We start from the raw sequence: 23,615 nt of genomic DNA, 5'->3' as shown, positions 1-23,615 counted from the left end.
ACTCCTTAAGGAGTTTTTTAAATCAATATAATTTCATAATTTGGAGCTGTCCCAGAATTTAATATGAATTTTGGGACAGCTCCATTAACATTTATATATAAAATCTTTTAATTTGCATTATAAACTTCTTCATTTAACATTCCTTCAGATTTTGCAACTACAACACTTGTTGCTGCATCTCCTACTACATTTAATGAAGTTACAAGCATTTCAATAGGTCTATTTATTGCAAGAATTAATGAGTAAGCAAGTATTGCTGCATCATTATTATATCCCATACCTGTTAATACTGTGAAAAGTATTATTGCTCCTGCTCCTGGTGTAGCTGGAGTACCAACTGATGATATTAACGCTATTAATGCAATAACCACTATATTACCTACTGTTACGTTATAACCTGCTACTGATGCTATAAATATTGTTGCTATAACTTGCATTATTGCTGTACCATTCATATTTACAGTCATTCCAAGTGGTAGTATAAATGATGATATATCTTTATCAACACCTAATTCTTCAGTTGTAGTCTTCGTATTTAAAGGTAGTGTTGCTGCTGAAGATGAAGTTGAGAATCCAAATAAAGCAACTTTTCCTATTTTCTTTACAAATTTTATTGGATTAAGTCTAGCACCTATAGCTATAAATATTGCATATCCAAATATTAAGAATATTAATAAAGTAATTACTGTAACTACTACATATACTAAGGCTGGTTTTAAATTCTCTATTCCGTATATTGCAAAAGTTCTAGTTAAAAGTACAAATATCCCAATTGGTCCAAACTTAGTAATTACAAATGATAAAAATACAGTAATAATTGAGTTAACCTCTTCTAACAATGTCTTTAGCACTTTTACCTTATCATTTAAATAATTAATGCATAATCCTGTTGCTACAGCTATAAATACTACTGCAAGAACTTCACTATTTCCTGAGAAAACAGAAATAATATTACTTGGTATTACATTTAATATTACAAGTAATGGGTTGCTAGAGCTTGCAACTCCAACTTGTGCTGCAACATTATCTACATTAGCTGTGAATAAACCGATGTTCTTAATTGTAAAACCTACTATTCCAGCTAATAGCAATGCAAAAAATGATGTTATTAAAAATCCTGATATAGTCTTAAATGAAATACGTCCAAGTTTCTTAGTATCACTAATCTTACACATAGCTAATGCTATAGATGTAAATACCATTGGTACAATTATAAGTTGAAGTGATTTAACAAATAGCTGTCCTATAATATAAAAAATACCTAAATCACTTGTTGCACCATCTACTGATATATCTTGGAATAAGATACTATTTATTTTTGTCCATATATCTGCATTTCCATTTGCAATTAAACTTTCTCTTAGTAATAGACATCCTATCCCTACTACTACTCCTAATATAAGCGCAATTGTCATTTTTATTGCTACTTTATTATTGTTCTTTACTTTCTTATTGTTTACTTTCATGTTGTCTTCTCCTAACTAGCTTTTTCCCTATCTGTGAGATATAAACAACTGCATAAAATCTAGTATACTTAATTTTTAATTTTTATTTTTAGAATATGTTATTAAGTTATATAAATTATAATTTCTACTTTTTCTAAAAAATAAAAGCCTTCCTAGAAAGGAAGGCTATGATAACTCTTTAATCGGTCTTTTTATAATTTTATTTGCATAAAAAAAAGCCAAAACTTATAAGTATACTATAACTTCCTTGCTGATTTCTCGAATCAATTTAAAGGGATTTTTTCTTATATTACCATTGAATATAACGCTTGTCAATCTTATTTATAACTATTTTCATACTTATTTATAAGTTTAAATATTCTTAATTTCACTTAAATCTTAACTCTATTTATTTTATATTCTTACTAACCTTTTTAATTCCTTGTCAAAATCAACTTTTTATTATTCTCGTTGTTTTTTTCTATTAAACTTTTTATACTTTTTCTCTTTAAAATATTTATTATCATAGGTGCAAGTATAACCATTGCATCTCTGTAACCAAGTTCCATACTATTTTCTATGGTTTCTTTTTTTATATTAATAGTTCCTATTCCATTTAATATTTCTAATGGAGATGATGGATAAATTTCAATTATATTAGTACTATCAAATCCTTTTCTATCTATCCTATTTTTATAAGACAAATGTACAACAATAATAATATCACAATTATACCCTCTTAACGGATTAATTGGTATATTATCCACATTATTTTTTGAATACAAAGGTGAATGTATTCCTCCATCTGCATACCTCATATCATCAATTACAATAGGTTTAAACATATGTGGTATAGCACAAGATGCAAGAACTCTTTCCTTTATCTCTTCTTCATTACAATCATTTAACTTAAAATATTCTGACCTTTCCATATCTATGTTATATGCACAAGCATAAATTTCTTTACCACATTTTTTTATAACATCTATTTTGATATATTCCTCAATAAAGTTTTTCACTCCAGCTTGAGATAATAATCCTATATCACTTAAACTTATTTGTTCAAATATCTTCTCTTCTGTATTAATACTTTTAATTTTTTCTAGCAATGCAGGCACTTTTTTTGACCTTGTTTTCTCTTCATTCAATAAAAATCTTGAATAATTAAGATTGCTCCAACTAGTATTTATTACTTTTAAATCATCCATAGCAAAAAAAAGAGCATTTATTGCCCCTATAGATGTACCTGAAATAACTTTTATATTTTCTACTAGTGCAAGTTCCTTTAGTGCTTTATAAACACCAACTTCATAAGCACCTTTAGCACCTCCACCAGCTAATACTAAACCTATTTTTATGCTATATAAATCCTTTCTCATTCCCAATACTCTCCTTACTCCCCTTATTTAATATATATATAGTGAATTAATTGTTATTTTTAATTATACTAATATTGCATGGTAATTTTTTTATTAATTTAACTTAATTATCCATATACCTCTATTATAATTTATAATTCTATTTACATCAAAGATAAGTATAAAATATATTATTCAATTATGACAAATGATCTAATAAAAATAAGGAGACTATTCTTTTCAATAGCCTCCTTACTTTTCCTTAAATTTTTATTATATATTGTATAAAACGATTATTGTATAACTAAAATTTAATCTTAATCTATAGATTTCAAAGCTTCTATCATATTTATCTTTTTTAGTTTCATGTGCATCATTATCATAACTAATATGGCAAAAAACATTGTAATTAAACCAGCTATTATGTAACCACTCATTCCTACAGTTGGTATCATCATCATATTATCTGTTTCTGCTGTACTCACTAAAAATACATATAGTATTTTACCCAGGAATGATCCAGAAAGTATTCCTAATATAGTAAGTATTATATTTTCTCTAAATATATACATTGCTACTTCACTATCATAAAAACCTAATACTTTTATTGTTGATATTTCTCTTATACGCTCAGATACATTTATATTTATTAAGTTATATAATACAACAAAGGCTAAACTTCCTGAAGCAACTATTATTACTATCATAACTAATCCTAAATCAGCAGATTCACTTAAACTTCTCATTTTTGAAACAAGTGTAACATTTACTACTTTATCATTATCCATAAGAGTAGTAGATATTGCATTATCATCTTCTCTATCTGAATTTAATTTTAATAATTGTGCATTATATATTGGATCACTATTAAATATCTCTTTATAATATGATGGTGATAAATATATATAATGTCCAGCATAATTTTCTACTATATTATCTACCTTAACTTCATAATCATTCTTATCTGAATCTGTTACGATTATAGTATCACCTACAGATGCATTTAAAAGTCTTGCAAGTTTTTCATTTATAATTACACCATTATTTGATAGTTTAAACTCAGTACCACTTTCTCTATCATTTAATAATATATACTTATTTAACTCATCTGTATTTTCTGGTACATACATAGTAGCAGTTTGCTTACTTAAACCTTCTTTGCTAAAGGTAACTGAATCTTGATAAATATTTAAACTACTTTCATATCCTTTTAAGTTAGTTAAAGATTTATTATACTCATCATCTTCAAGTGCAGTACTATTATCTTTAAATACTACCATAGCATCATACTTTATTAATTTACCAAATTGAATATCCATAACTGAAGAAGTAGATTTTTCAAGAGCTAAGCCTGCAACAAGCATAGCCATACATCCAGATATCCCAAGTATTGTCATTAACATCCTTTGCTTATATCTAAAGAGATTTCTAAAAGTAACTTTTTGATTAAAGTTTAATCTTTCCCATAAAGGAGTAATTCTTTCTAATAATATCTTCTTACCAAGTTTTGGAACCTTTGTCCTCATTAAATTAGAAGGGTTTTCTATCAATTCGCCTTTTAATACAATTAAAGCAGCTCCTACTGTACAAACTATTGACGCCACTAAAGATTGAATTATATATGATGGATAAAAATATATATTTACATTTGGTAAAGTAAATGTAGATGAATATGCTTGGTTAATTATATACGGAAGCAAACTACTTCCAACTAATATCCCAATAACACTTCCGGCAATACTTGCTAATGCTGCATAAACTACAAACTTTTTTGATATTTCTATATCTCTATATCCTAAAGCTTTTAGTGTTCCTATTTCTACTCTATTTTCTTCTACCATTCTAGTCATAGTAGTTAAGCATATAAGTACTGCAACTAAAAAGAAGAATACAGGAAATACTGATGCTATTTTATCTAAACTATCAATTGATCCTTTGTAAGTTGAGTAACCAGGATTATCTTCTCTATCAAAGAAATAATATTTACTATTATCTAAATCATTTAATTTTTCTTTTTCAGTATCTATTCCTTTTTGTATATCTTCAATTGCTATTCCAGAACTTAACATTTCTTTATAAGCTTTATCAAATTCTTTTTGCGCTTCTGATTTTATTTCTTGAATTCTTTCTGTAACTCTATTTGAGTATAAATCTTCAAGATACTTATTATTTTCTTCCATCTTTTCTTTATACTCATCACTATATGAACCAAAACTTTCTACATTTTTAAATCTTACATATATTTCAGTATATACATCCATTGATATATCACTATTATTTAAAATTGCAAAGTAGTCTATACTTCCTTTTCCAACAGTAGTGGTGCCTCTAGATATATTTTCTATATACATAGGACTTTGTACAAATCCAACTATCTTAAATGTTTTTTTATTGAAATACTCATCTAAATCTACATCCGATTCTATTGTATAATCATCACCTATTTTTAGATTTTCATTTTCCTTTAAAGCATTTTCATCTAAAGCTATCTCTCCACTATTTTCAGGTAACCTACCTTCAATAACAATAGGCTTATTCATGTTAACAGAATCATTAGGATTATACTCCATAAACCTAACAACATTATTTGTATTAGTTAAATTTACATCTACACTATGTGTTGCATAATAGTCTAAAATTTTATCGTTATTTTCAAGTAAATTTAAATCATTCTCATTAAGACCGAGACTTGATACTATTTTACTATCCATTAAATTTTGTTCACTAAAAAATTCATTTATAGAATCTTTTAAATCTGGTCCAGCTGATTTTATTCCAGTATAAAAAGCTACTCCTAAAAATATTATGGCTAATATAGAAATAAACCTTGCTTTTGAAGATATTATTTCTCTTGTTATTGATTTTTTATATGCTTTATTTTTCATCATTTGTCCTCTACCACTCTATAGATTCAACCGAAACAGGGTTTTCATTTACTTCTATACTTCTAACCTTTGCATCCTTAATTCTTATAACTCTATCTGCAATTGGTGCAAGAGCTGAATTATGAGTTATAACAATTACTGTTGTCCCTGTATTTTTACATGTATCTTGTAATGTCTTTAAAATTTGTTTTCCTGTTTTGTAATCAAGAGCACCAGTTGGCTCATCACATAAAAGCAATTTAGGATTTTTAGCTATTGCTCTTGCTATAGCTACTCTCTGTTGTTCTCCTCCCGATAATTGAGATGGAAAATTACCTTTTCTATGTCCAAGTCCCACTAATTCAAGAGTTTCATCAACATCTAAAGCATTTTTTGTAATTTGTGTAGCAAGTTCCACATTTTCTTTTGCAGTTAAATTTTGAACTAAATTATAAAATTGAAATACAAATCCTACATCATATCTTCTGTAATTTGTAAGTTGTTTATTATTAAACTTTGCTATATCTGTATTATCGATAATTACCTTACCTTCATCACAAGTATCCATTCCTCCAAGAATATTTAATACAGTGGTTTTTCCGGCACCACTTGGTCCTAAAATTATAACAAATTCTCCTTTTTCTATTGAAAAATTAATTCCATCATTTGCTGCAATAATATTTTCACCCATTTTATATCTTTTGTATTCGTCTATTATTTCTATATATGCCATCTCTTTCTCCTATCTTTAGTAAAAATTACCTAGTGTTATTAAATAGACACTATGTTTGGTTAATGATATACTGCTAAGTATAAATAATAACTAAACTGCTTACAATAATCACATATTTCTACAGTGTTATTAAATATACACTTTTATTGTTTTTGTATATTTATTAACATATATTTAAAAATTACTTTGCTAGAAAATAGAAGGATGGAGTTAAATGGCAGGAATTAAAGGTAACAGAAGAATTCTATATACAAAAAAGATAATAAGTGATAGTTTAATTGATTTACTTCAAAATAAGAAAATTCATGAAGTTACTGTTACAGATATATGTAAAAAATCAGATATTAATAGAGGAACTTTTTACAAGCATTATAAAGATGCATATGATTTACTTCAATCATTAGAAGATGAACTATTTAATCAAATATTAGAATATATTGAGAGTACTCCCATTGAAGCTTATAAAGATGTATTATTGCTTAAAGTTGCTGAGTTGATAAAAAATAATAAAGAGTTATGTAAGATTTTATTTAATAAACAAATGGAAAGTAACCTTATAAACCGTATTATTTACTTAGCAAACAAGGCTGAAATAGATAAGTTAATTGATAATCCAAAAGTTGATCAGGTATTTATAGATTATTTTATAAAATATTCTGTGGGAGGAGTTCTTGCTGTTATACAATCATGGTTAGAGAATGATTTAAAAGAATCTCCTAAAGAAATAGTTGATATTATAAACGGTATTAATCATTTTGTTCCATAAAATTTTAAAAATAAGAAGCGTAATTATCCTCTAAAATTATCAGAGGCTGTGTTATTAAACAGCCTCCTTTATTATTTTATTAATCTTGTATACTTATATATCTAAACTCAATACTTGTTAAAAGTAATGCACCAGCAAAATCATTATTAGAGGCTATACGTGCAACACTTAATAATGCGAAATCCTCTGGTCTAATAGTATCATTCAAATCAAACTCTAAGACATAATGATTATATTGAAAATTTCCTGGTGAATTTTGAATTGGAATATTCACTTTATTCATAGTCCTAAGATTAGCTATATTAACAACACCATTAGCTCTAGCAAATAGTGATGAAAGTCTAATTGCAAATCTATTACCATTTGGTGTATTTGAATTATCAGTTAATAAGTGAACAAATACCTTAGCTCTCCTAGCTCTGTTAAAAGCATCTCTAGGAACACTAAAAGTAAGTGTATATTCATCTGGATCCCCTTGAGGAAGAAGCCATCCTAATATTCTAAGATTGGAATTAGCACTTCCAAGAGGTACAGTATCAGGCTCAGTTTCTTCAGCATCATTTATAGATCCAGCATTAAATACTAATGATTTAAATTCTAATTCATGTTTAAGGTAACAATCATTATACATATGCATCATCTCCATATAAATATTAACCTTCATTAATACATTATATTACACACTAAGAATTATGTTACTTAAAACTAATATTTTTATACTACATTCCTTTCTAATATATCTGGAAGTACTATTGTAAATCTACTTCCTTTACCAACTTCACTTTCAAGCCTAATATATCCACCATGAAGCTCTGCGATATGTTTAACAAGAGTAAGTCCAATTCCACTACTACTTGTCTTCCTAATAGCTGATTTCCCAGCTTGTGAAAATCTTTTAAATATGAATTCTTGATCTTCTTTTGAAATTCCTATTCCTGTATCTTCTACAGTAATTTCTATATGATTTTGAATTTCTTTAATAAACACTCTAATTTCTCCACCTTCTGGAGTAAATTTAACTGCATTAGATAATAAATTAATTACAACTCTTTCTATTTCAGTACTATCAAAAGAAATAATCTTTTCTTCCATATCAGGATCTACTATAAGAGTTAATCCTTCATCTTCAATAAACTTGCTCATAGTAAGCGCAGCTTCTTCAACTGCATATACTATGTCATTATTCTCCTTATTAATTATATAATGACCAGTCTCTATTTTTGAACTGTCTATAATATCATTTATTATTTTCAATAGATTATTACAATTTTTGTTAATTATCTTCATATATTCACTTGCTTTTTCATATGGAATACATTTATCTTTATAAACAGAATTTACTAACTGAATTGTTGATGATATCACATTTATTGGAGTCCTAAGCTCATGAGATAAATTAACAAAGTAAGTATTTTTAAACCTTTCCTTATCTATTATTTCCTGACTTAATCTTTTATTTTCTTCTAATTGTTTATTAAGCTTCATAGTTTTTATATTTACCAATTTTCGTAGTATATTAACTTTATACATAATACAAGAAATTATTGTTATAATAATAATAATATATATTATATAGGCTAAAGGGGTTTTCCATATAGGATTTTTTATCCTTATATTCATACTTGTTTCTTCGGATAATTCACCATGTCCATTTCTAGCTCTTATCCTTAAAGTATATTTCCCTGGAGCTAGTGTCTTGAACTCTAGATTGCTTTTTGAATACAAATACATCCACTCTGAGTCAATTCCTTCAAGACGATACTCATAAGTTATATTATTTAAGCTATCGTAGTTAGGTAAGAAAAACTCAACAGATAAATCCTTATAATCATGTTCTAAAACTAATTCTTTTCCATTATAAACACCTATATCTTTTCCAATATAAATATCACCAATTACAACTTTATTTTTCTTTGCACTAATAAAAGTTATATCATCTGGATAAAAATATGTACATCCATTTGTACTTCCGAACATTAGCATACCACTATCTAACTTTATGCTTGAATTTAAGTTAAATTGATATCCAAATATACCATCTGCTTTAGTAAAGCTTCTGAATTCTTCTTTTTCTATATTAAATTTACTTAGTCCTTTATTTGTACTTATCCAAAGGTTATCATTATCATCAAATAAAATTGAATTTATAAAATTATTTATTATTCCATCAACTGTAGTATAAGAAGTAAATTTATTTGTTTTTATATCAAATTTACTAATACCTATATTAGTTCCTATCCATAAATTCCCTGAACCATCAAATTCCATACAAGTTATATAGTCATTAATTAAAGAATTATCATCAAAAGGATTATTATTATATTGTTCAATAACTCCCTTTTCTTTATGATACTTAACTAATCCAGTCTCTACACCACCTAGCCAAAGAATATTTTTATCTGTATTATCTGGTAATATATATTTAAAGGCTCCAGGATTTATATTGAAATCTATTAAATTTTTACTATGGTATATTTTTTCTTTTGTTTCTAAATTATAAGAATATAAATTATTCGTATTTGCTATCCAAACAAGTTCCCCATCATCATATACATAGGTTATCTCTGAATAATAACCATCTTCAATCAGCTTATAATTATATGAATTATCCTTTGTATTAATAGATATTATATCTTTATTAGTTACAACTAAAATCCACTCATCACTTAATTTAAATAAACTCTTTATATGTTTATCCTTTAAATCTATTCCTTTATCATTTTCATATATTTCATCTACTAAATTACCAGTTGTTTTATCATATATATATATTCCATTATATTTAGTGGCTACCCATAAGTATTGCTCATGTAACAGCATAGATACTATATTTTTGTTATTAATTTCAAATTCTTTTTCCTGAGAACGAAATTGATTTGAATAATTTAATATATTCACACCTTTATCTGTTCCAATCCATATAGTGCCATTAAAATCTTCATAAAAGCAGGTTATAACATTACTTGTAATTGGATCAGAAAAACTTGTATCCCTCTTTAATATATCAATTTCTTGCTTATCATTTGAATACCTTATTATCCCATTGCTACTAGATATCCATGTATTATTATTACTATCATTTAGAATGAAACTATTATTATAAGCATCTTCTTCCTTAGTTTTATAAGTATAAATTTCATTTAATGTTTTTTCTTCCAAATCATATTCTTTAACACTCTCTTGATATAATACCCATACATTATCTTTTTCATCTTCATTTAAATCATAAACAATAATGTTGTCTTTAGTAGAAATCCACATATTACCTAAAGAATCCTTTGATATATGATAAATGTATAATTTTTCTTTCTCTAACTGATTTCGTTTATGAACTATTTGAGAATTCTTATTTATAATATTTATTCCATCTTTAGTACCAACCCATATGCTATTATATTTTCCTTCTGATAATGCTGTTACAGATGAATTAGTTAATGAATTTTCACCATTGTTATCATTATAAAAAGCTTCAACAGTTTTACTTTCAATGTTTATTTTTATCAATCCATTTTCTGTACCAACCCACATTATATTATCTTCATAAGTACTCTTTAATAAAGAAGTTATATTTAATTCACCTAGATTATATACATCTACTTCTTGGTCCTTCATTCTTACAACTGTATCAGTATCTCTTACTAAAATATCCAATCCATTATCAGTAGCTATCCATATATTTCCCATTGAGTCTTCTTCTATATCATTTATATATGTTGAACTCAAAGTATTACTATCTTCTTTACTACAATTATATATTTTGATTCTTTCACCATCATACCTATTAAGACCATCTATTGTTCCTATCCACATATATCCCTTACTATCTTGAAATATTGTTGTCACATATTCATTAGATAGTCCTTCATCAATAGATAAACTCTCAAAATTCTCATAATTTGATGTTTCTGCTGAAACCTTTATAGGCATTACCGTATTTACTAGTACAGATATTATTAATACAAATATTAACAATTTTAACTTCATATTTTACTACCTCTCACCTTTAAATATTTATCTTTTGCACATAAATATATATTATATAATTAATACTTATTCTTAATAGCTACAATATTTTATCATAAAATAAATAGTTTTTACTACAAATTTTTACAAAAAAAGATGACTCTGTTTAATACAGAAATCATCTTTTATTTTATTAGCCATGTATATGTTTAAATTCTATAACTGTCTTTATAAATAATTATTTACTACTTAGTTGCTTTAAATCTATCTTGATGATTCATTTTTGAAAGTTCAATAACATGTTCTAAGTCAAGATTTAAAGCTTCCGCCATTCTTTCACCATATTCTTTATCTGCAAGATAACAATGTGCAGCATGTCTATATTTTATATTTTCAGTAACTGGAGCAATATTTCTTGCTGTATTTTCAATAAGAACTGCTCGTTTATCTTCACTCATTAACCTATATAAATCACCTACTTGATAGAAACAATCATCTTCTTTGTCATCATAAGGACTATAATGATCCATAGCTCCACTTAGTTCAAGAGGTGGCTCATTATAAGAATTATCATCTTGCCATACATCATAGCTATTTGGTTCATAATGCTTTGTTGCTCCATAATTTCCATCAACACGCATTTGTCCATCACGATGGAAGCTTGAAACTGGGCATTTAGGCGCATTAACTGGAATAGAGTTATGATTTACTCCTAGACGATAACGTTGAGCATCTCCGTAAGCAAATAATCTACCTTGCAACATTTTATCAGGTGATAATCCAATTCCAGGTACTATATGCGCTGGATTAAAGGCAGCTTGTTCTACATCTGCGAAGTAATTTTCAGGATTTCTATTAAGTTCAACTTCTCCAACAGGAATTAATGGGAACTCTTTTTTGCTCCAAACCTTTGTCAAATCGAATGGATTTTCCTTATAATTTCTAGCTTCTTCTTCAGTCATGATTTGGAAATACATTGTCCATTTTGGATAATCTCCACGTTCAATCGCTTCAAATAAGTCCTTTTGATGACTTTCTCTATCTTTTGCAATCACTTGTTCTGCTTCTTCATCAGTTAAGTTCTTTATACCTTGTTGAGTTCTAAAATGGAACTTAACCCAAAATCTTTCATTTTTATCGTTGATTAAACTAAAGGTATGGCTACCAAAACCATGCATATGACGGTAAGATGCAGGAATTCCTCTATCACTCATTACGATCGTTACTTGATGTAGAGCTTCAGGTAAAAGTGTCCAAAAGTCCCAGTTATTTTGTGCAGATCTCATATTAGTTTTTGGATCACGCTTAACAGCATGATTTAAATCAGGGAATTTAAGTGGATCTCTAAAGAAAAATACAGGAGTATTATTACCTACTAAATCCCAGTTTCCTTCTTCAGTATAGAACTTCATTGCAAAGCCCCTTATATCACGTTCAGCATCAGCAGCACCACGTTCTCCTGCAACTGTAGAGAAACGAATAAACATATCAGTTTTCTTTCCTATTTCAGAAAAAATCTTAGCTTTAGTATATTTTGTAACATCATGAGTAACTGTAAATGTTCCAAAGGCACCACTACCTTTAGCATGCATACGCCTTTCTGGTATTACCTCCCTATCAAAGTGAGCAAGTTTTTCTTGATACCATACGTCTTGTAAAAACATCGGTCCTCGTCTTCCCGCTGTAAGGACATTCTGGTTATCACTTACAGGTGCACCGACTTCATTTGTTAATTTTTTATTCATATGATCCCTCCTCATTTTAATAAGTTTATCTAGTAATATCTTTTGTCACTTTAATTATACAATTTTATATTTTATCATTTCAAATAAACTTTCTGAATATTAAGAAAATTGTAATTTTTTGAACGCTACTTTTATCACTTTTAGTAAAAATAAAAAGAACCATTATATTGTAGTAATAGTTCTTTTATCTAATATTAATATTTAAAATCTAAAAGTTTATTTTTTAATTGATCTTCAATATTTCTTAATTCAATTTCAGCATCTCTACGCTTTTGACGTCCTTCTGTTTGAATTCGAAGTATTTCATCAAGTGTTGATATTAATGATTCATTAGTGACTTTAAGTGTCTCAACATCAACAATTCCTCTTTCTGATTCTTTAGCTGTTTCTATAGTTGAAGTTTTTAATATTTCTGCATTTTTACGTAAAAGTTCATTGGTCATATTAGTCACTTCACTTTGAACCTTTGCTGCATTTGCAGAGTGTGCAACTCCAAGTGCTAAAACTATTTGGCTCTTCCAAAGAGGAATAGTATTAACAATTGTAGATTGTATTTTTTCAGTCATTAGAGAATCATTATTTTGAATTAAACGAATTTGAGGAGCCATTTGAAGAGAAATCATTTTTGTTAACTCCAAATCATGAATCTTCTTCTCAAAGCGATTGCAAAGAGCAATAAAATCATTTACTTCCTGAGCATCTTGAGGAAGACCACTTCTTCTTGCTTTTTCTTGTAATTTAGGAAGTTCTTCTTTTTCTAATTTTTGAAGCTTCTTCTTTCCTGCTAAAATATACATTGAAAGTTCTTTAAAATATGTCTTATTTATTTCATACATCTTATCTAGCATTGCAATATCCTTTAAAAGCTGTATTTGATGCTTATCAAGAGTATTACACATTTTATTAATGTTATCTTCTACCTTATCATACTTAATCTTCATTTCAGTAATCTTATTTTTACCTTTTTTAAAAAATCCCAAGATACCCTTTTTCTCTTCTGTATCTTCAAAATTTTTCAATTCATGAACTACATTAGAAAGCATATCTCCAATCTCACCTAAATCTTTAGTTCTCACATTGTTTAATGCTGTCTCCGAGAAATCAGAAATTTTCTTTTGAGCTCCTACTCCATACTGTAAAATAGAATTTGAATTAGTTATTTCTATCTTGTCTACAAACTGATCCACCATCTTTTTTTCTTCTTCTGTTAAATGGATTTCATCAATTACTTCTTCTTTTTTTTCCTCTTTTACTTCTATATTAACAACTTCTTCTTGAATTGCTTCAAATATTAATTCAGGTTTTAAATTGACATCTTTAAATTCATCGCTCATTATAAATGCCTCCCTCTTACTTTAAGATTATTTTTTAAAGTCCTCTTCTGTTAATCCTTCTTGTTTAAATAAGGTTTTAAGAACAGAAATATCTGTGGAAATATCTAAAACAACATCTTCATATAAATCATCTAATAAATTTTCAAAAGCATTATTTATGATATCAATACTCTTTACAATTTCAATTTTCGCATTTTTAATATTATCTCCTTGAACTAATTGATTATTTAGTTCCTTATATGAATTAATAAGTTTTATAGTAATAGGAAGATAATGATTAATAAATTTATTAACTTCTTGTAGCTTTTTAGGATTTTTCTCAACATAACTAAGGATGTTACTTGCAATGTTTTGCAATTTATCAAGCTTAATAGCTATTTCTTCCTTATAAAGCTCATTTCTCACACTTTTTATTTGTTCAATATACTTTCTTCCCATTTCAATTATAGATTTTAACTCGTCTTGTTCTGAATCATTTATGTCCTTATTTAATTCTTCTTGTTTATTTAATTTCTCTTTAGCTATTTGCTGTTTTTTTAGATTTAAATAATCAGTATAAACATCATCATTTAACATAAAATAAGTTTTTTCTTCATCAATATGTCCTTCTATAAACATACCTAAATTAATCATCTTATTTAAGTCCTTAATAACAAATGATTCTTTTTCTTTAGAAAATCTTGCTAAATCTTTAATTAGGCAGTAGTTATTATCTTCTATAAATCTTACATACTTTTTAAATCGCTTTAACCTTTTCCTTATATTTATTCCTGTAAATAATAAACCTAAACTCATTGCCAAAAAAATAGCGATAACTGTAAAACCAATAAAAGCATCACCTATAATCTTAATGAAAAAAGACATAAATAGTAGATACATAAGTAACAAGCATCCCAAAACTACGCTTCCTGTTAATCCAAGTATTATATATACAATTCCTGATATACTTCCAGCTGGTCTTTTATCAATATATAGTGTTATATTATTTTTAGGCTTTTTATTTAAAGTACCATATTTACTTTCCATCTTTTGATTATATTCATTTAGCTTATATTTAAATTCATTTATAGCGTCCCCAGCTTTATAGCTAATATCTTTTTTCAAATTAGCAAAATCTATAGCATTAAATGCATTTTTAACTGTAGACATTATTTGATCTTCTAAATCAGAAAAATCCTTTCTATCCATTGTCTTGCCTCCAGATTATTATTTTTAAGTATTAATATAATATTTCAGATTTATTATATCTTATTATCTAATCAAATACAATTTGCAATAACTGCATATGACTATTTTTCTTAGAAAATATTTTCTTATTATTCCTAGTGATATTTAAAAAATTTATTATTTTAAAATACTTTTTATAATTAATATTATGATATGCTAATTAAAATAAAAAAAGATACATTAACACTCTTACGCATCAATATATCTTTATTATCTTAATAGTGAAAATAGTGTGTGCTATTTTAGAATCCTATTCCTTTTCTATTCTTAGTTGTTGATTTTGTAATACTCTTAATATTAAACTTAAAACTATTTTTTCTTTAACTCTAGTACATATTTGTTCTGTAGTCACATCATTACTTAAAATTGAATTATCATTACTATCAACTTCTATGAAAGTTGCTTTTACTATTTCAACAAAAGGCTTTTCATTAAAGACTTCTGTAAAGACGAAACCTTTTTCAAAAGAATCATATTCAATATTTAAATCTAAATCATTCGGTATGTCTCCAATAAATTTCAATTCACTTGTATGATTGCTTTCAATAAAAATTGGTTGTCTAATAAAAGTGACTCTAGTTGTGAAATTAAAAGGTACTTCAACTGTACAATATCTTATACTTCCATGAACATTTGATTCTTCAAATGCATTATACTCCATAATTTTATACTCAATCTTCTTACTTATAAAACCTTTTACAAATAGTATTCCTGAGTCTTTATTCCCCGTGATTGATGAGTAAGGAATAAGATTAGTCTTAGTTAAAAATACATTTTTTTTAATTTCTTTTAATTCCATAACTTCTTTATTAAATATAATAGTATCTTCAACGGTGATTGTTACATTGGTCTCTGCCAACACAACAGGAAATTTAACGTATAGAACCTCATCCAAAATATTATTCTTTCTAGATTCTTCTATAATTTCTTCACCAATTTCTTCTAGGACTTCTCCGTCTTTTTCCCCTAAAACTTCTCCTGTGATTTCCTCTTCAATATCTTCTATTATTTCTTCAGTTTTCTCATCTATCATTTCATCATAACTCAATTGTATAGACTCCATATTAGACTGTGCTTTAATACTAGGATATTTTTCATCTTCTAAATAATCATATTGCTTTGAATTATGTTTTTCATACCTTAAATTGTCTTCTTCAGTATAATCTATAAAATAGCCATAATTTTTTTTATATAAATAATTTCTATTTTGCATTTTAAGATACACTTCACAATTTTTTTTCCTATTCAAATAATATCTATCAAGTCTTCTTAGATATTCTTCATAATATTTTTTTCTATTTGAATAGTATCTTTTTTGTCTTTTCAGATATTCTTCATAGTGTTTTTTTCTATTTAAATAATATCTTTTTTGTCTTTTTAGATATTCTTCATAGTATTTTTTCCTATTTAAGTAGTATCTATTTTGCATTCTAAGATATGCTTCGTACTGTTTTCTCTTAAGTTGATTATAATTTTGTCTCGAATAGTATATTCTCTCCATAATTTCTCCTCCACTTAAGAATTTATGTATATAATCTTAATGTTCTTTAAAACAGACCTAAAACCTATTTTATTTGGCTATAGGTCTGTATTTATTATTAAATATAATTTAATAATTATAATGCTGTGATTTTTATTTGCTGTTTTTGTAATAATTTTAAAGTTAAATTTAAAACAACTTTTTCTGTAATTTTAGTAAACATTTGCTCTGTAGGCATTGTACAATTCATAATTGGATTTGTGTGAATATCAACTTCAGCAATATCTGCTTTCACCAATTCAGTAAAAGGTTTTTCATTAAAGGCTTCTGTAAAGAAAGAGCTCTGATCGCAAGGATTACGTCCAATTACAGGATCTGAACACATATCACAACTTCCAAATTTATCAGTAAAAAATACTACTTCACTTGCTGCAGTATTTTCAGTAAATATCGGCTCTCTAATGAAAGTAATTCTTGTTGTGAAATTAAAAGGCACCTCACCCGTACAATGTCTTATATCTCCACAAACATTTCTGCTTACATCTGAACTACAAGTTTTAGTAGCATACTCAATATTCTTTCTAATAAAACCTTCTATGAATAATATTCCAGTATTAGAACATTTATCTTCTGAAAATGGGATAATTCGAGATTGAGTTAAAAATACATTTTTCTTAATTCGTTTAATTTCAATAGCTGGCTGATCTAATGTTATAGTAGCTTCAACAGGAATTGTTACATTTACTTCTGCTAATACAACTGGAATCTTAACATATACAGTCCCACTTTTAATAACATTAGGTGTTACTTGAACTTGCTTTGTTAATGATTGCACTTGAGAAGTAACAGTCACACAAGTATCTTCTACATTTTTATAATCATTTGTAATCACGTTATCATCATTCATTATAAGTTTCCTCCATTTTTATCTAATAAAAATATAGCTAGTTAAATATACCTAATGTATAATATACAAATTTCGACTTTTAGTACGTATAAATAAAAAACATTTCTTATATTTATCCTATAAAATAAAAAGTGGACCTAAAACCTACGTTAACGGTCTTAAGTCCACAATATTTAGTTTTTAAAGATTATCTTTTAAAATTTTATATTATAATATTTATAATTTCTATTAATTATAGTGCTGTAACTCTTACTTGTTGATTTTGTAATACTTTCAATGTCAAATTAACTACTACTTTTTCTGTAAGCTTCATAAACTTTTGTTCTGTAGGATTTTCGCAGTTTACATAAGGATCTTTGTGGATATCAACTTCAGCAATATCTGCTCTTACTAATTCAGTGAAAGGTTTTTCATTAAAGAATTCTGTAAAGAAAAAGCTTTGATCACAAGTATTACGTCCAATCACTGGATCTGCGCAAACATCACAACTTTTACGTTTATCTGTAAAGAATTCTAATTCACTTGCAGTAGTATTTTCGCTAAACTGTGGTTGTCTAACAAAAGTTATTCTTGTTGAGAAATGGAACGGAACTTCAACTGTGCAATGTCTTATATCTCCACAAATATTTTGAGTTTTAGATGAGTAACAAGATTGAGTTGCATACTCAATATTCTTTCTTATAAAACCTTCTATAAATAATATCGCAGTACCAGGTCGACTATCTTGAGAAAATGGAATAATACGGGATTGAGTTAAAAATACGTTTTTTCTAATTCTTTTAATCTCAATTGCTGGCTTATCTAATGTTATAGTAGCTTCAACAGGAATTGTTACATTTACTTCTGCTAATACCACTGGAATCTTAACAACTGCAGGTCCATTGTCAATAACATTAGGAGTGACAGCAACTTGTTCAGTTAAAGATTGTTTTTGAGTCTTAACATCTGCACAATACTCAAATTTATCCTTTGTATTCATTTCGTTATCATACATAATAACATTTCCTCCATTTTGTCTAATTAAAATTTAGTTGGTGAAATCATATATTACATAATATAAAAACACCCTCACTTTTGTGACTGTAAATATAAAAAAAGATATATTAATACTTTTACGTACTAATATATCTTTAATCATCTTAATATATAATAAAACATATTAAAATTGCACTAAAGCAAAGCTCTACTTTCATTGCTATATTCATTATTCTCTACTATATTGGGAATTCCTATAGTAAAACTACTACCTTTATTAATCTCACTTTCAAGCTTAATGTATCCACCGTGAAGTTCCATTATATATTTAACTAGTGCAAGCCCAATACCACTACTACTTCCCTTTTCAACTCCTGTTCCCTCAACTTGTGAGAATTTCTTAAATATAAATTTTTGATCCTCTTTTGATATCCCTATTCCAGTATCTTCTATAGTTATTTCAATATAATTTTCAATTTCTTTAATATATACTAGAATCTCTCCACCCCTTTTAGTGAACTTAACTGCATTAGCTAATAAATTTATAATACACCTTTCTATTTCAGTTTCATCGAAAGATATTATTTTTTCCTCCATATCTGGATCAATTATTAGAGATAGCCCTTTCTCTTCTATAAAATTTCTCATATTAAGTACAGTTTCTTCAACTATATATACTATATCATTATTTTTTTTATTAATTTTGTATTTTCCTGTCTCTATCTTTGAACTATCTATAATATCATTTATTACTTTTAATAAATTTTTGCAGCTTTTATGAATTATATTCATATACTGATTAAGTTTTGTGTGCGTAATATTTTTATTATTATTAAGTAAATTAATTAATTGTACTGTAGATTCAATAACATTTATCGGTGTTCTAAGTTCATGAGATAGATTTACAAAATAATTATTTTTAAACTTCTCATTATTTATTAGTTCTTCACTTAATTTCTTATTTTCTTCTAACTGCTTATTTAATTTCATAGTTTTTATATTTACTAATTTTTGTAGTAGCCTAACTTTATTAATAATAATAAAGATTATAGTAGATAATATAATAACATATATTATATATGCTATAGGTGTTTTCCATATAGGATTTTTTACCCTTATATTCATAATAGTTTCTTTAGTCAGTTCACCATGTCCATCTCTTGCTCTTACTTTTAAGGTATATTTTCCTGGATCTAATGATTTAAAATATAGCTCGCTACGTGAGTCAATATATATCCAATCAGAATCAATCCTTTCAAGCATGTACTCATAAGTTATATTATTTAAACTTTTATAATTAGGTAGAAAAATATTTATATGTAAATTTTTATAGTTATAGTCTAAAATAAGTTCATTTCCATTATAAGTAGCATTATCATGTCCAATAACAATGTCTCCAATTACTACTTGATCTTTATACAATTTATGCTTAACTAAATCATTTATATTAAAATACACAAAACCTTCAGTACTACCAAACATCATTGTTCCATTTTCAAGCTTTAAGCTTGAATTTAAATTAAATTGATATCCATATAAGCCATCCATCTTAGTATAATTTACGATAGTATCTTTTATTACATCATATTTATTTAAACCTTTGTTAGTACTTATCCAAATATTATTATCATCATCAATTAAAATTGAGTTTATAAAATTATTAGTTAATCCTTCTGATGTAGTATAAGACGTAAACTCCTTGGTATTTAAATCAAATTTACTAAGCCCAATATTTGTGCCTATCCATAAGTTACCTAAAGTATCAAAAGTCATACAATTTATATAATTATTAATTAATGAATTTTTATCTAAATTGTCATTTAGATATCTTTCTATAACTCCATTTTCCTTATGGTACTTAATTAATCCAATATCGATTCCACCTAACCAAATGATACTTTCATCTTTATTATCAGGTAGTATATAGGTTATACGTCCTGGATTTATTCCAAATTCTTTTATACTTTCACTATAGTATTTCTTTTCTCTTGTATTTATATTATATGAATAAAAGTCAGTTGTACTTGCTATCCATATATCCTTTCCATCACTATATAAATAACTTAATTCCGAAGAATAGCTGTTTTGAATTTTCCATTCTAAATATGAATAATCTTTTGTATTGAAAGCTATAAGTTCCTTATTTGTTACAACAACAGTATACTTATCCTCTATTTGAAACAGACTTTTTATATATCTATCATTTAAACTAAAGTTTTCTTCATCATATAAGTGATCTACTAATTCACCACTTTCTTCTTTATAAATATATATCCCTTTAAATTTAGTAGCTATCCATATATGCCCATTATTTTTTAATATAGATACTATATTGCTATTTTCATGATTAGTATAATTAAATATAATATTATCATTTAATATATTAATTCCCTTGTCTGTACCAATCCATATTGTACCGTTAGCATCCTCATAAAAACATGTAATAACATCGCTAGAAATTGAATTTTTTAAACTTATATTTTTTTTAAATATAATAAACTTATTTTCGCTCTTAGAATATTTTATTGCACCATTACTACTGGAAAACCAGATATTATCCTTACTATCATTAAAAATCACATTATTATAAAAATTCATTTCATTATATTCAAATTTATAAACATCATTAATACTCTCGTCTTCTATATTGTAGTTTGTAGCACCACTATCGTTACCTATAAATAATTTATATCTATTATCTTCTTTTATATTATAAGTAAAGATACCCTCCTTAGTAGATATCCATATATTCCCCGAATTATCTTTTGATATATCTGAAATAAATTCCTTATCTTTATTTAATTTATTTTCATTTATATATACTTTTGAATTCCTATCAATTATATTTATTCCTGCTTTTGTTCCTACCCATAATAGGTTATCTTCCCCCTCTTCTAAACATGTTATGGATGAACTAGTTAATGAATTGGCATCATTTAAATTATGATAGAAAGCTTCTATTTCTTTCTCTTTAGTTTTAACTTTCATTAATCCATCTTCAGTACCTACCCATATAACATTATCTTCATAAGTACTTTTTAATAACGCAGTAATCTTTAAATTTCCCAAATTATATTTATCATAAATATCTTTCATTCTTATGATAGTATCTGTATCTCTAATTAAAAAATCTAATCCATGATCAGTTCCAATCCATATATTCCCATAATTATCTTCTTCTATATCAGTAATATAAGTTGAACTTAAGGTATTATCAGACTCAGGATTACAATTATATATTTTTATTCTTTCACCATCATATCTATTAAGTCCATCTTTTGTTCCTATCCACATATAACCCATACTATCTTGAAAAATAGATGTTACATCTTCATTTGAAAGTCCTTCATCAGTAGATATATTTTCAAATTTAGTATCAGCGATTGTTTGTGCTGATACTTCTATAGGAATTAAAATATTTATTAATATCAATATTATTAACAATTTTAACTTCATGTCATTAACCTCACGCTAACAAATCTAATTCATATAAACACTATAACTATATTATATTAACTGATTTTATAAAACCCAATTACTTTTTGTCGTAAATTGTCTTTTTTTATACTTAAATTGCATTCGTAGTAATAATATTTAAAATTAATCTTAAAATTCACTTATAAATATAGAAAAAGATACCATTTAATAAACAGTATCTTTTCTATATCTAACTATCATGTTGTATCATCACATATGTAGTAAATATATGATTTTCATGCTTTCTATTTATATATCCATTATATTTTTTCACTATATTGTCTACTTGAACTAAACCAATTCCATTAATAGTACTACTCTTTGTAGATAAAAACTTCCCTTTTACTTCATTTACATATCCATTAGTACTATTATTTATTTTAATTACTAGCATATTATTTTCTGATACTATTTTTAAATCTATAAATTTATATCCCTTTATTAGCTCACATGCTTCAATAGAATTATCAAGTAAATTCCCTAAAACAGTACATATTTCTATATTAGAAACTTTTAATTTAGAATTTATCTTTAAATCTAAATTTACTTTTATCCCTTTATCCTCTGCAACTTTATTCTTATTCATTAATATAGAATTAATAGCTAAATTATCTGTATATATATTTTTATCTAACTTACTTATACTACTATCTATTTCATTTATATATGCTATAACATCTTCTTTAGTACTTACTTGTAGTAAACCAGAAATCATACTTATATGGTTTCTAAAATCATGTTTCCATCCTATCATTTCTGTGTACATATCTATAATTTCTTTATCATGGAGTTTTCGTTCTAAATTCATCTTTAATATAAATTTTTCTTCTGTCTCCTTAGAAAATATATTTAAAATATATATTGATAATACTTGTATAATACATAATCCAAATACAAGGGTTATTATATCATTCTTAACTATAATTGCATTTGAAAACAACTTTCTTTCTATTACAAATATTAATATATTATTTAAAAACAAAATAATTCCAAGCACATACAGTGTTCTATCTTTTATAAATCTTATATATTTTACAAAATTTATATTATTAAAGAAAATGTATATTAATATAATTTGTACAAGTCTATTAATTAATATTACTATGCTATTTTTCAAATTAGTATCAGTAAAAATTCCTGAAAAAGAAATATTAAATAACTCTGAAGCTATGCTATATACTGCAAAAGAACTAAGTATCATAATAGTAATGTATACTGATGATAAAAAGAACTTTTTTGATATTCTTCCTTTAAGAAATACAAGAGGATACATTAATACCAAAGTATAATAAAAAATCATACATATGACTATTCTCTTTCCATACATATTTGAAGTTAAAT

General features: G+C 26.2%; 15 protein-coding genes. 1 reads left to right on the top strand and 14 read right to left on the bottom strand.

The window, feature by feature from the left end; all coding sequences use genetic code 11:
* Positions 1–107 precede the first annotated feature (107 nt).
* From QK892_RS14680 to QK892_RS14665, 4 genes are all read right to left on the bottom strand, one after another.
* Complete coding sequence (locus QK892_RS14680) at positions 108–1,466, bottom strand: dicarboxylate/amino acid:cation symporter (protein WP_317274298.1); 1,359 nt, start codon at positions 1,464–1,466, stop codon at positions 108–110.
* Between the two features lie 413 nt (positions 1,467–1,879).
* The gene (locus QK892_RS14675; protein ID WP_317274297.1) at positions 1,880–2,824 is read right to left on the bottom strand and encodes a patatin-like phospholipase family protein; all 945 of its coding nucleotides are present in this window, start codon (positions 2,822–2,824) and stop codon (positions 1,880–1,882) included.
* 296 nt (positions 2,825–3,120) lie between these two features.
* Complete coding sequence (locus QK892_RS14670) at positions 3,121–5,688, bottom strand: ABC transporter permease (RefSeq protein ID WP_317274310.1); 2,568 nt, start codon at positions 5,686–5,688, stop codon at positions 3,121–3,123.
* 10 nt (positions 5,689–5,698) lie between these two features.
* Positions 5,699–6,400, bottom strand: coding sequence for an ABC transporter ATP-binding protein (locus QK892_RS14665; RefSeq protein ID WP_317274296.1), 702 nt, complete (start codon positions 6,398–6,400; stop codon positions 5,699–5,701).
* A 214-nt stretch (positions 6,401–6,614) separates the two neighbouring features.
* On the opposite strand from QK892_RS14665, the gene QK892_RS14660 reads away from it, so the two are divergent.
* Positions 6,615–7,166 (top strand): TetR/AcrR family transcriptional regulator, encoded by a 552-nt coding sequence (locus QK892_RS14660; RefSeq protein WP_317274295.1) that lies wholly within the window; start codon positions 6,615–6,617, stop codon positions 7,164–7,166.
* A 79-nt stretch (positions 7,167–7,245) separates the two neighbouring features.
* Here QK892_RS14660 and QK892_RS14655 read toward each other — a convergent pair whose 3' ends face one another.
* The 10 genes from QK892_RS14655 to QK892_RS14610 all read right to left on the bottom strand — a co-directional run.
* On the bottom strand, positions 7,246–7,797 hold the full coding sequence (locus tag QK892_RS14655; protein WP_317274294.1) for a hypothetical protein: 552 nt from the start codon (positions 7,795–7,797) through the stop codon (positions 7,246–7,248).
* Between the two features lie 83 nt (positions 7,798–7,880).
* Entirely contained in the window at positions 7,881–11,150 is a 3,270-nt protein-coding gene (locus QK892_RS14650) for a sensor histidine kinase (protein WP_317274293.1), read from the bottom strand.
* Positions 11,151–11,374: 224 nt separating this feature from the next.
* Positions 11,375–12,874 carry a catalase gene (locus QK892_RS14645; protein ID WP_317274292.1) on the bottom strand — a complete coding sequence of 500 codons (1,500 nt, stop codon included), beginning with the start codon at positions 12,872–12,874 and terminating at the stop codon, positions 11,375–11,377.
* A gap of 194 nt (positions 12,875–13,068) precedes the next feature.
* The gene (locus tag QK892_RS14640) at positions 13,069–14,208 is read right to left on the bottom strand and encodes a toxic anion resistance protein (protein ID WP_317274291.1); all 1,140 of its coding nucleotides are present in this window, start codon (positions 14,206–14,208) and stop codon (positions 13,069–13,071) included.
* Between the two features lie 27 nt (positions 14,209–14,235).
* Complete coding sequence (locus tag QK892_RS14635; protein WP_317274290.1) at positions 14,236–15,396, bottom strand: 5-bromo-4-chloroindolyl phosphate hydrolysis family protein; 1,161 nt, start codon at positions 15,394–15,396, stop codon at positions 14,236–14,238.
* Between the two features lie 289 nt (positions 15,397–15,685).
* Positions 15,686–16,936: a CsxC family protein gene (locus QK892_RS14630; protein WP_317274289.1), complete on the bottom strand. Its 1,251-nt coding sequence runs from the start codon at positions 16,934–16,936 to the stop codon at positions 15,686–15,688.
* A gap of 115 nt (positions 16,937–17,051) precedes the next feature.
* The gene (locus tag QK892_RS14625) at positions 17,052–17,822 is read right to left on the bottom strand and encodes a CsxC family protein (protein ID WP_317274288.1); all 771 of its coding nucleotides are present in this window, start codon (positions 17,820–17,822) and stop codon (positions 17,052–17,054) included.
* A 232-nt stretch (positions 17,823–18,054) separates the two neighbouring features.
* Positions 18,055–18,816, bottom strand: a complete 762-nt coding sequence (locus QK892_RS14620; protein ID WP_317274287.1) for a CsxC family protein — start codon at positions 18,814–18,816, stop codon at positions 18,055–18,057.
* A gap of 176 nt (positions 18,817–18,992) precedes the next feature.
* A complete protein-coding gene (locus QK892_RS14615) occupies positions 18,993–22,253 on the bottom strand; it encodes a ligand-binding sensor domain-containing protein (protein WP_317274286.1) in 3,261 nt (1,086 codons plus the stop codon).
* A gap of 211 nt (positions 22,254–22,464) precedes the next feature.
* The coding region (locus QK892_RS14610) for a GHKL domain-containing protein (RefSeq protein WP_317274285.1) at positions 22,465–23,615 on the bottom strand (1,151 nt) is incomplete at its 5' end.

Source organism: Clostridium lamae (assembly GCF_033043255.1).
Lineage (GTDB): Bacteria > Bacillota > Clostridia > Clostridiales > Clostridiaceae > Clostridium > Clostridium lamae.
Note: the sequence above shows the minus strand (reverse complement) of the source record. Positions and strands in the feature narration are given on the sequence as shown.

Coding starts and splice junctions, on each gene's coding strand:
- QK892_RS14680 (WP_317274298.1), bottom strand. CDS start 1,466: ATGAAAGTAAACAATAAGAAAGTAAAGAACAATAATAAAGTAGCAATA.
- QK892_RS14675 (WP_317274297.1), bottom strand. CDS start 2,824: ATGAGAAAGGATTTATATAGCATAAAAATAGGTTTAGTATTAGCTGGT.
- QK892_RS14670 (WP_317274310.1), bottom strand. CDS start 5,688: ATGAAAAATAAAGCATATAAAAAATCAATAACAAGAGAAATAATATCT.
- QK892_RS14665 (WP_317274296.1), bottom strand. CDS start 6,400: ATGGCATATATAGAAATAATAGACGAATACAAAAGATATAAAATGGGT.
- QK892_RS14660 (WP_317274295.1), top strand. CDS start 6,615: ATGGCAGGAATTAAAGGTAACAGAAGAATTCTATATACAAAAAAGATA.
- QK892_RS14655 (WP_317274294.1), bottom strand. CDS start 7,797: ATGTATAATGATTGTTACCTTAAACATGAATTAGAATTTAAATCATTA.
- QK892_RS14650 (WP_317274293.1), bottom strand. CDS start 11,150: ATGAAGTTAAAATTGTTAATATTTGTATTAATAATATCTGTACTAGTA.
- QK892_RS14645 (WP_317274292.1), bottom strand. CDS start 12,874: ATGAATAAAAAATTAACAAATGAAGTCGGTGCACCTGTAAGTGATAAC.
- QK892_RS14640 (WP_317274291.1), bottom strand. CDS start 14,208: ATGAGCGATGAATTTAAAGATGTCAATTTAAAACCTGAATTAATATTT.
- QK892_RS14635 (WP_317274290.1), bottom strand. CDS start 15,396: ATGGATAGAAAGGATTTTTCTGATTTAGAAGATCAAATAATGTCTACA.
- QK892_RS14630 (WP_317274289.1), bottom strand. CDS start 16,936: ATGGAGAGAATATACTATTCGAGACAAAATTATAATCAACTTAAGAGA.
- QK892_RS14625 (WP_317274288.1), bottom strand. CDS start 17,822: ATGAATGATGATAACGTGATTACAAATGATTATAAAAATGTAGAAGAT.
- QK892_RS14620 (WP_317274287.1), bottom strand. CDS start 18,816: ATGTATGATAACGAAATGAATACAAAGGATAAATTTGAGTATTGTGCA.
- QK892_RS14615 (WP_317274286.1), bottom strand. CDS start 22,253: ATGAAGTTAAAATTGTTAATAATATTGATATTAATAAATATTTTAATT.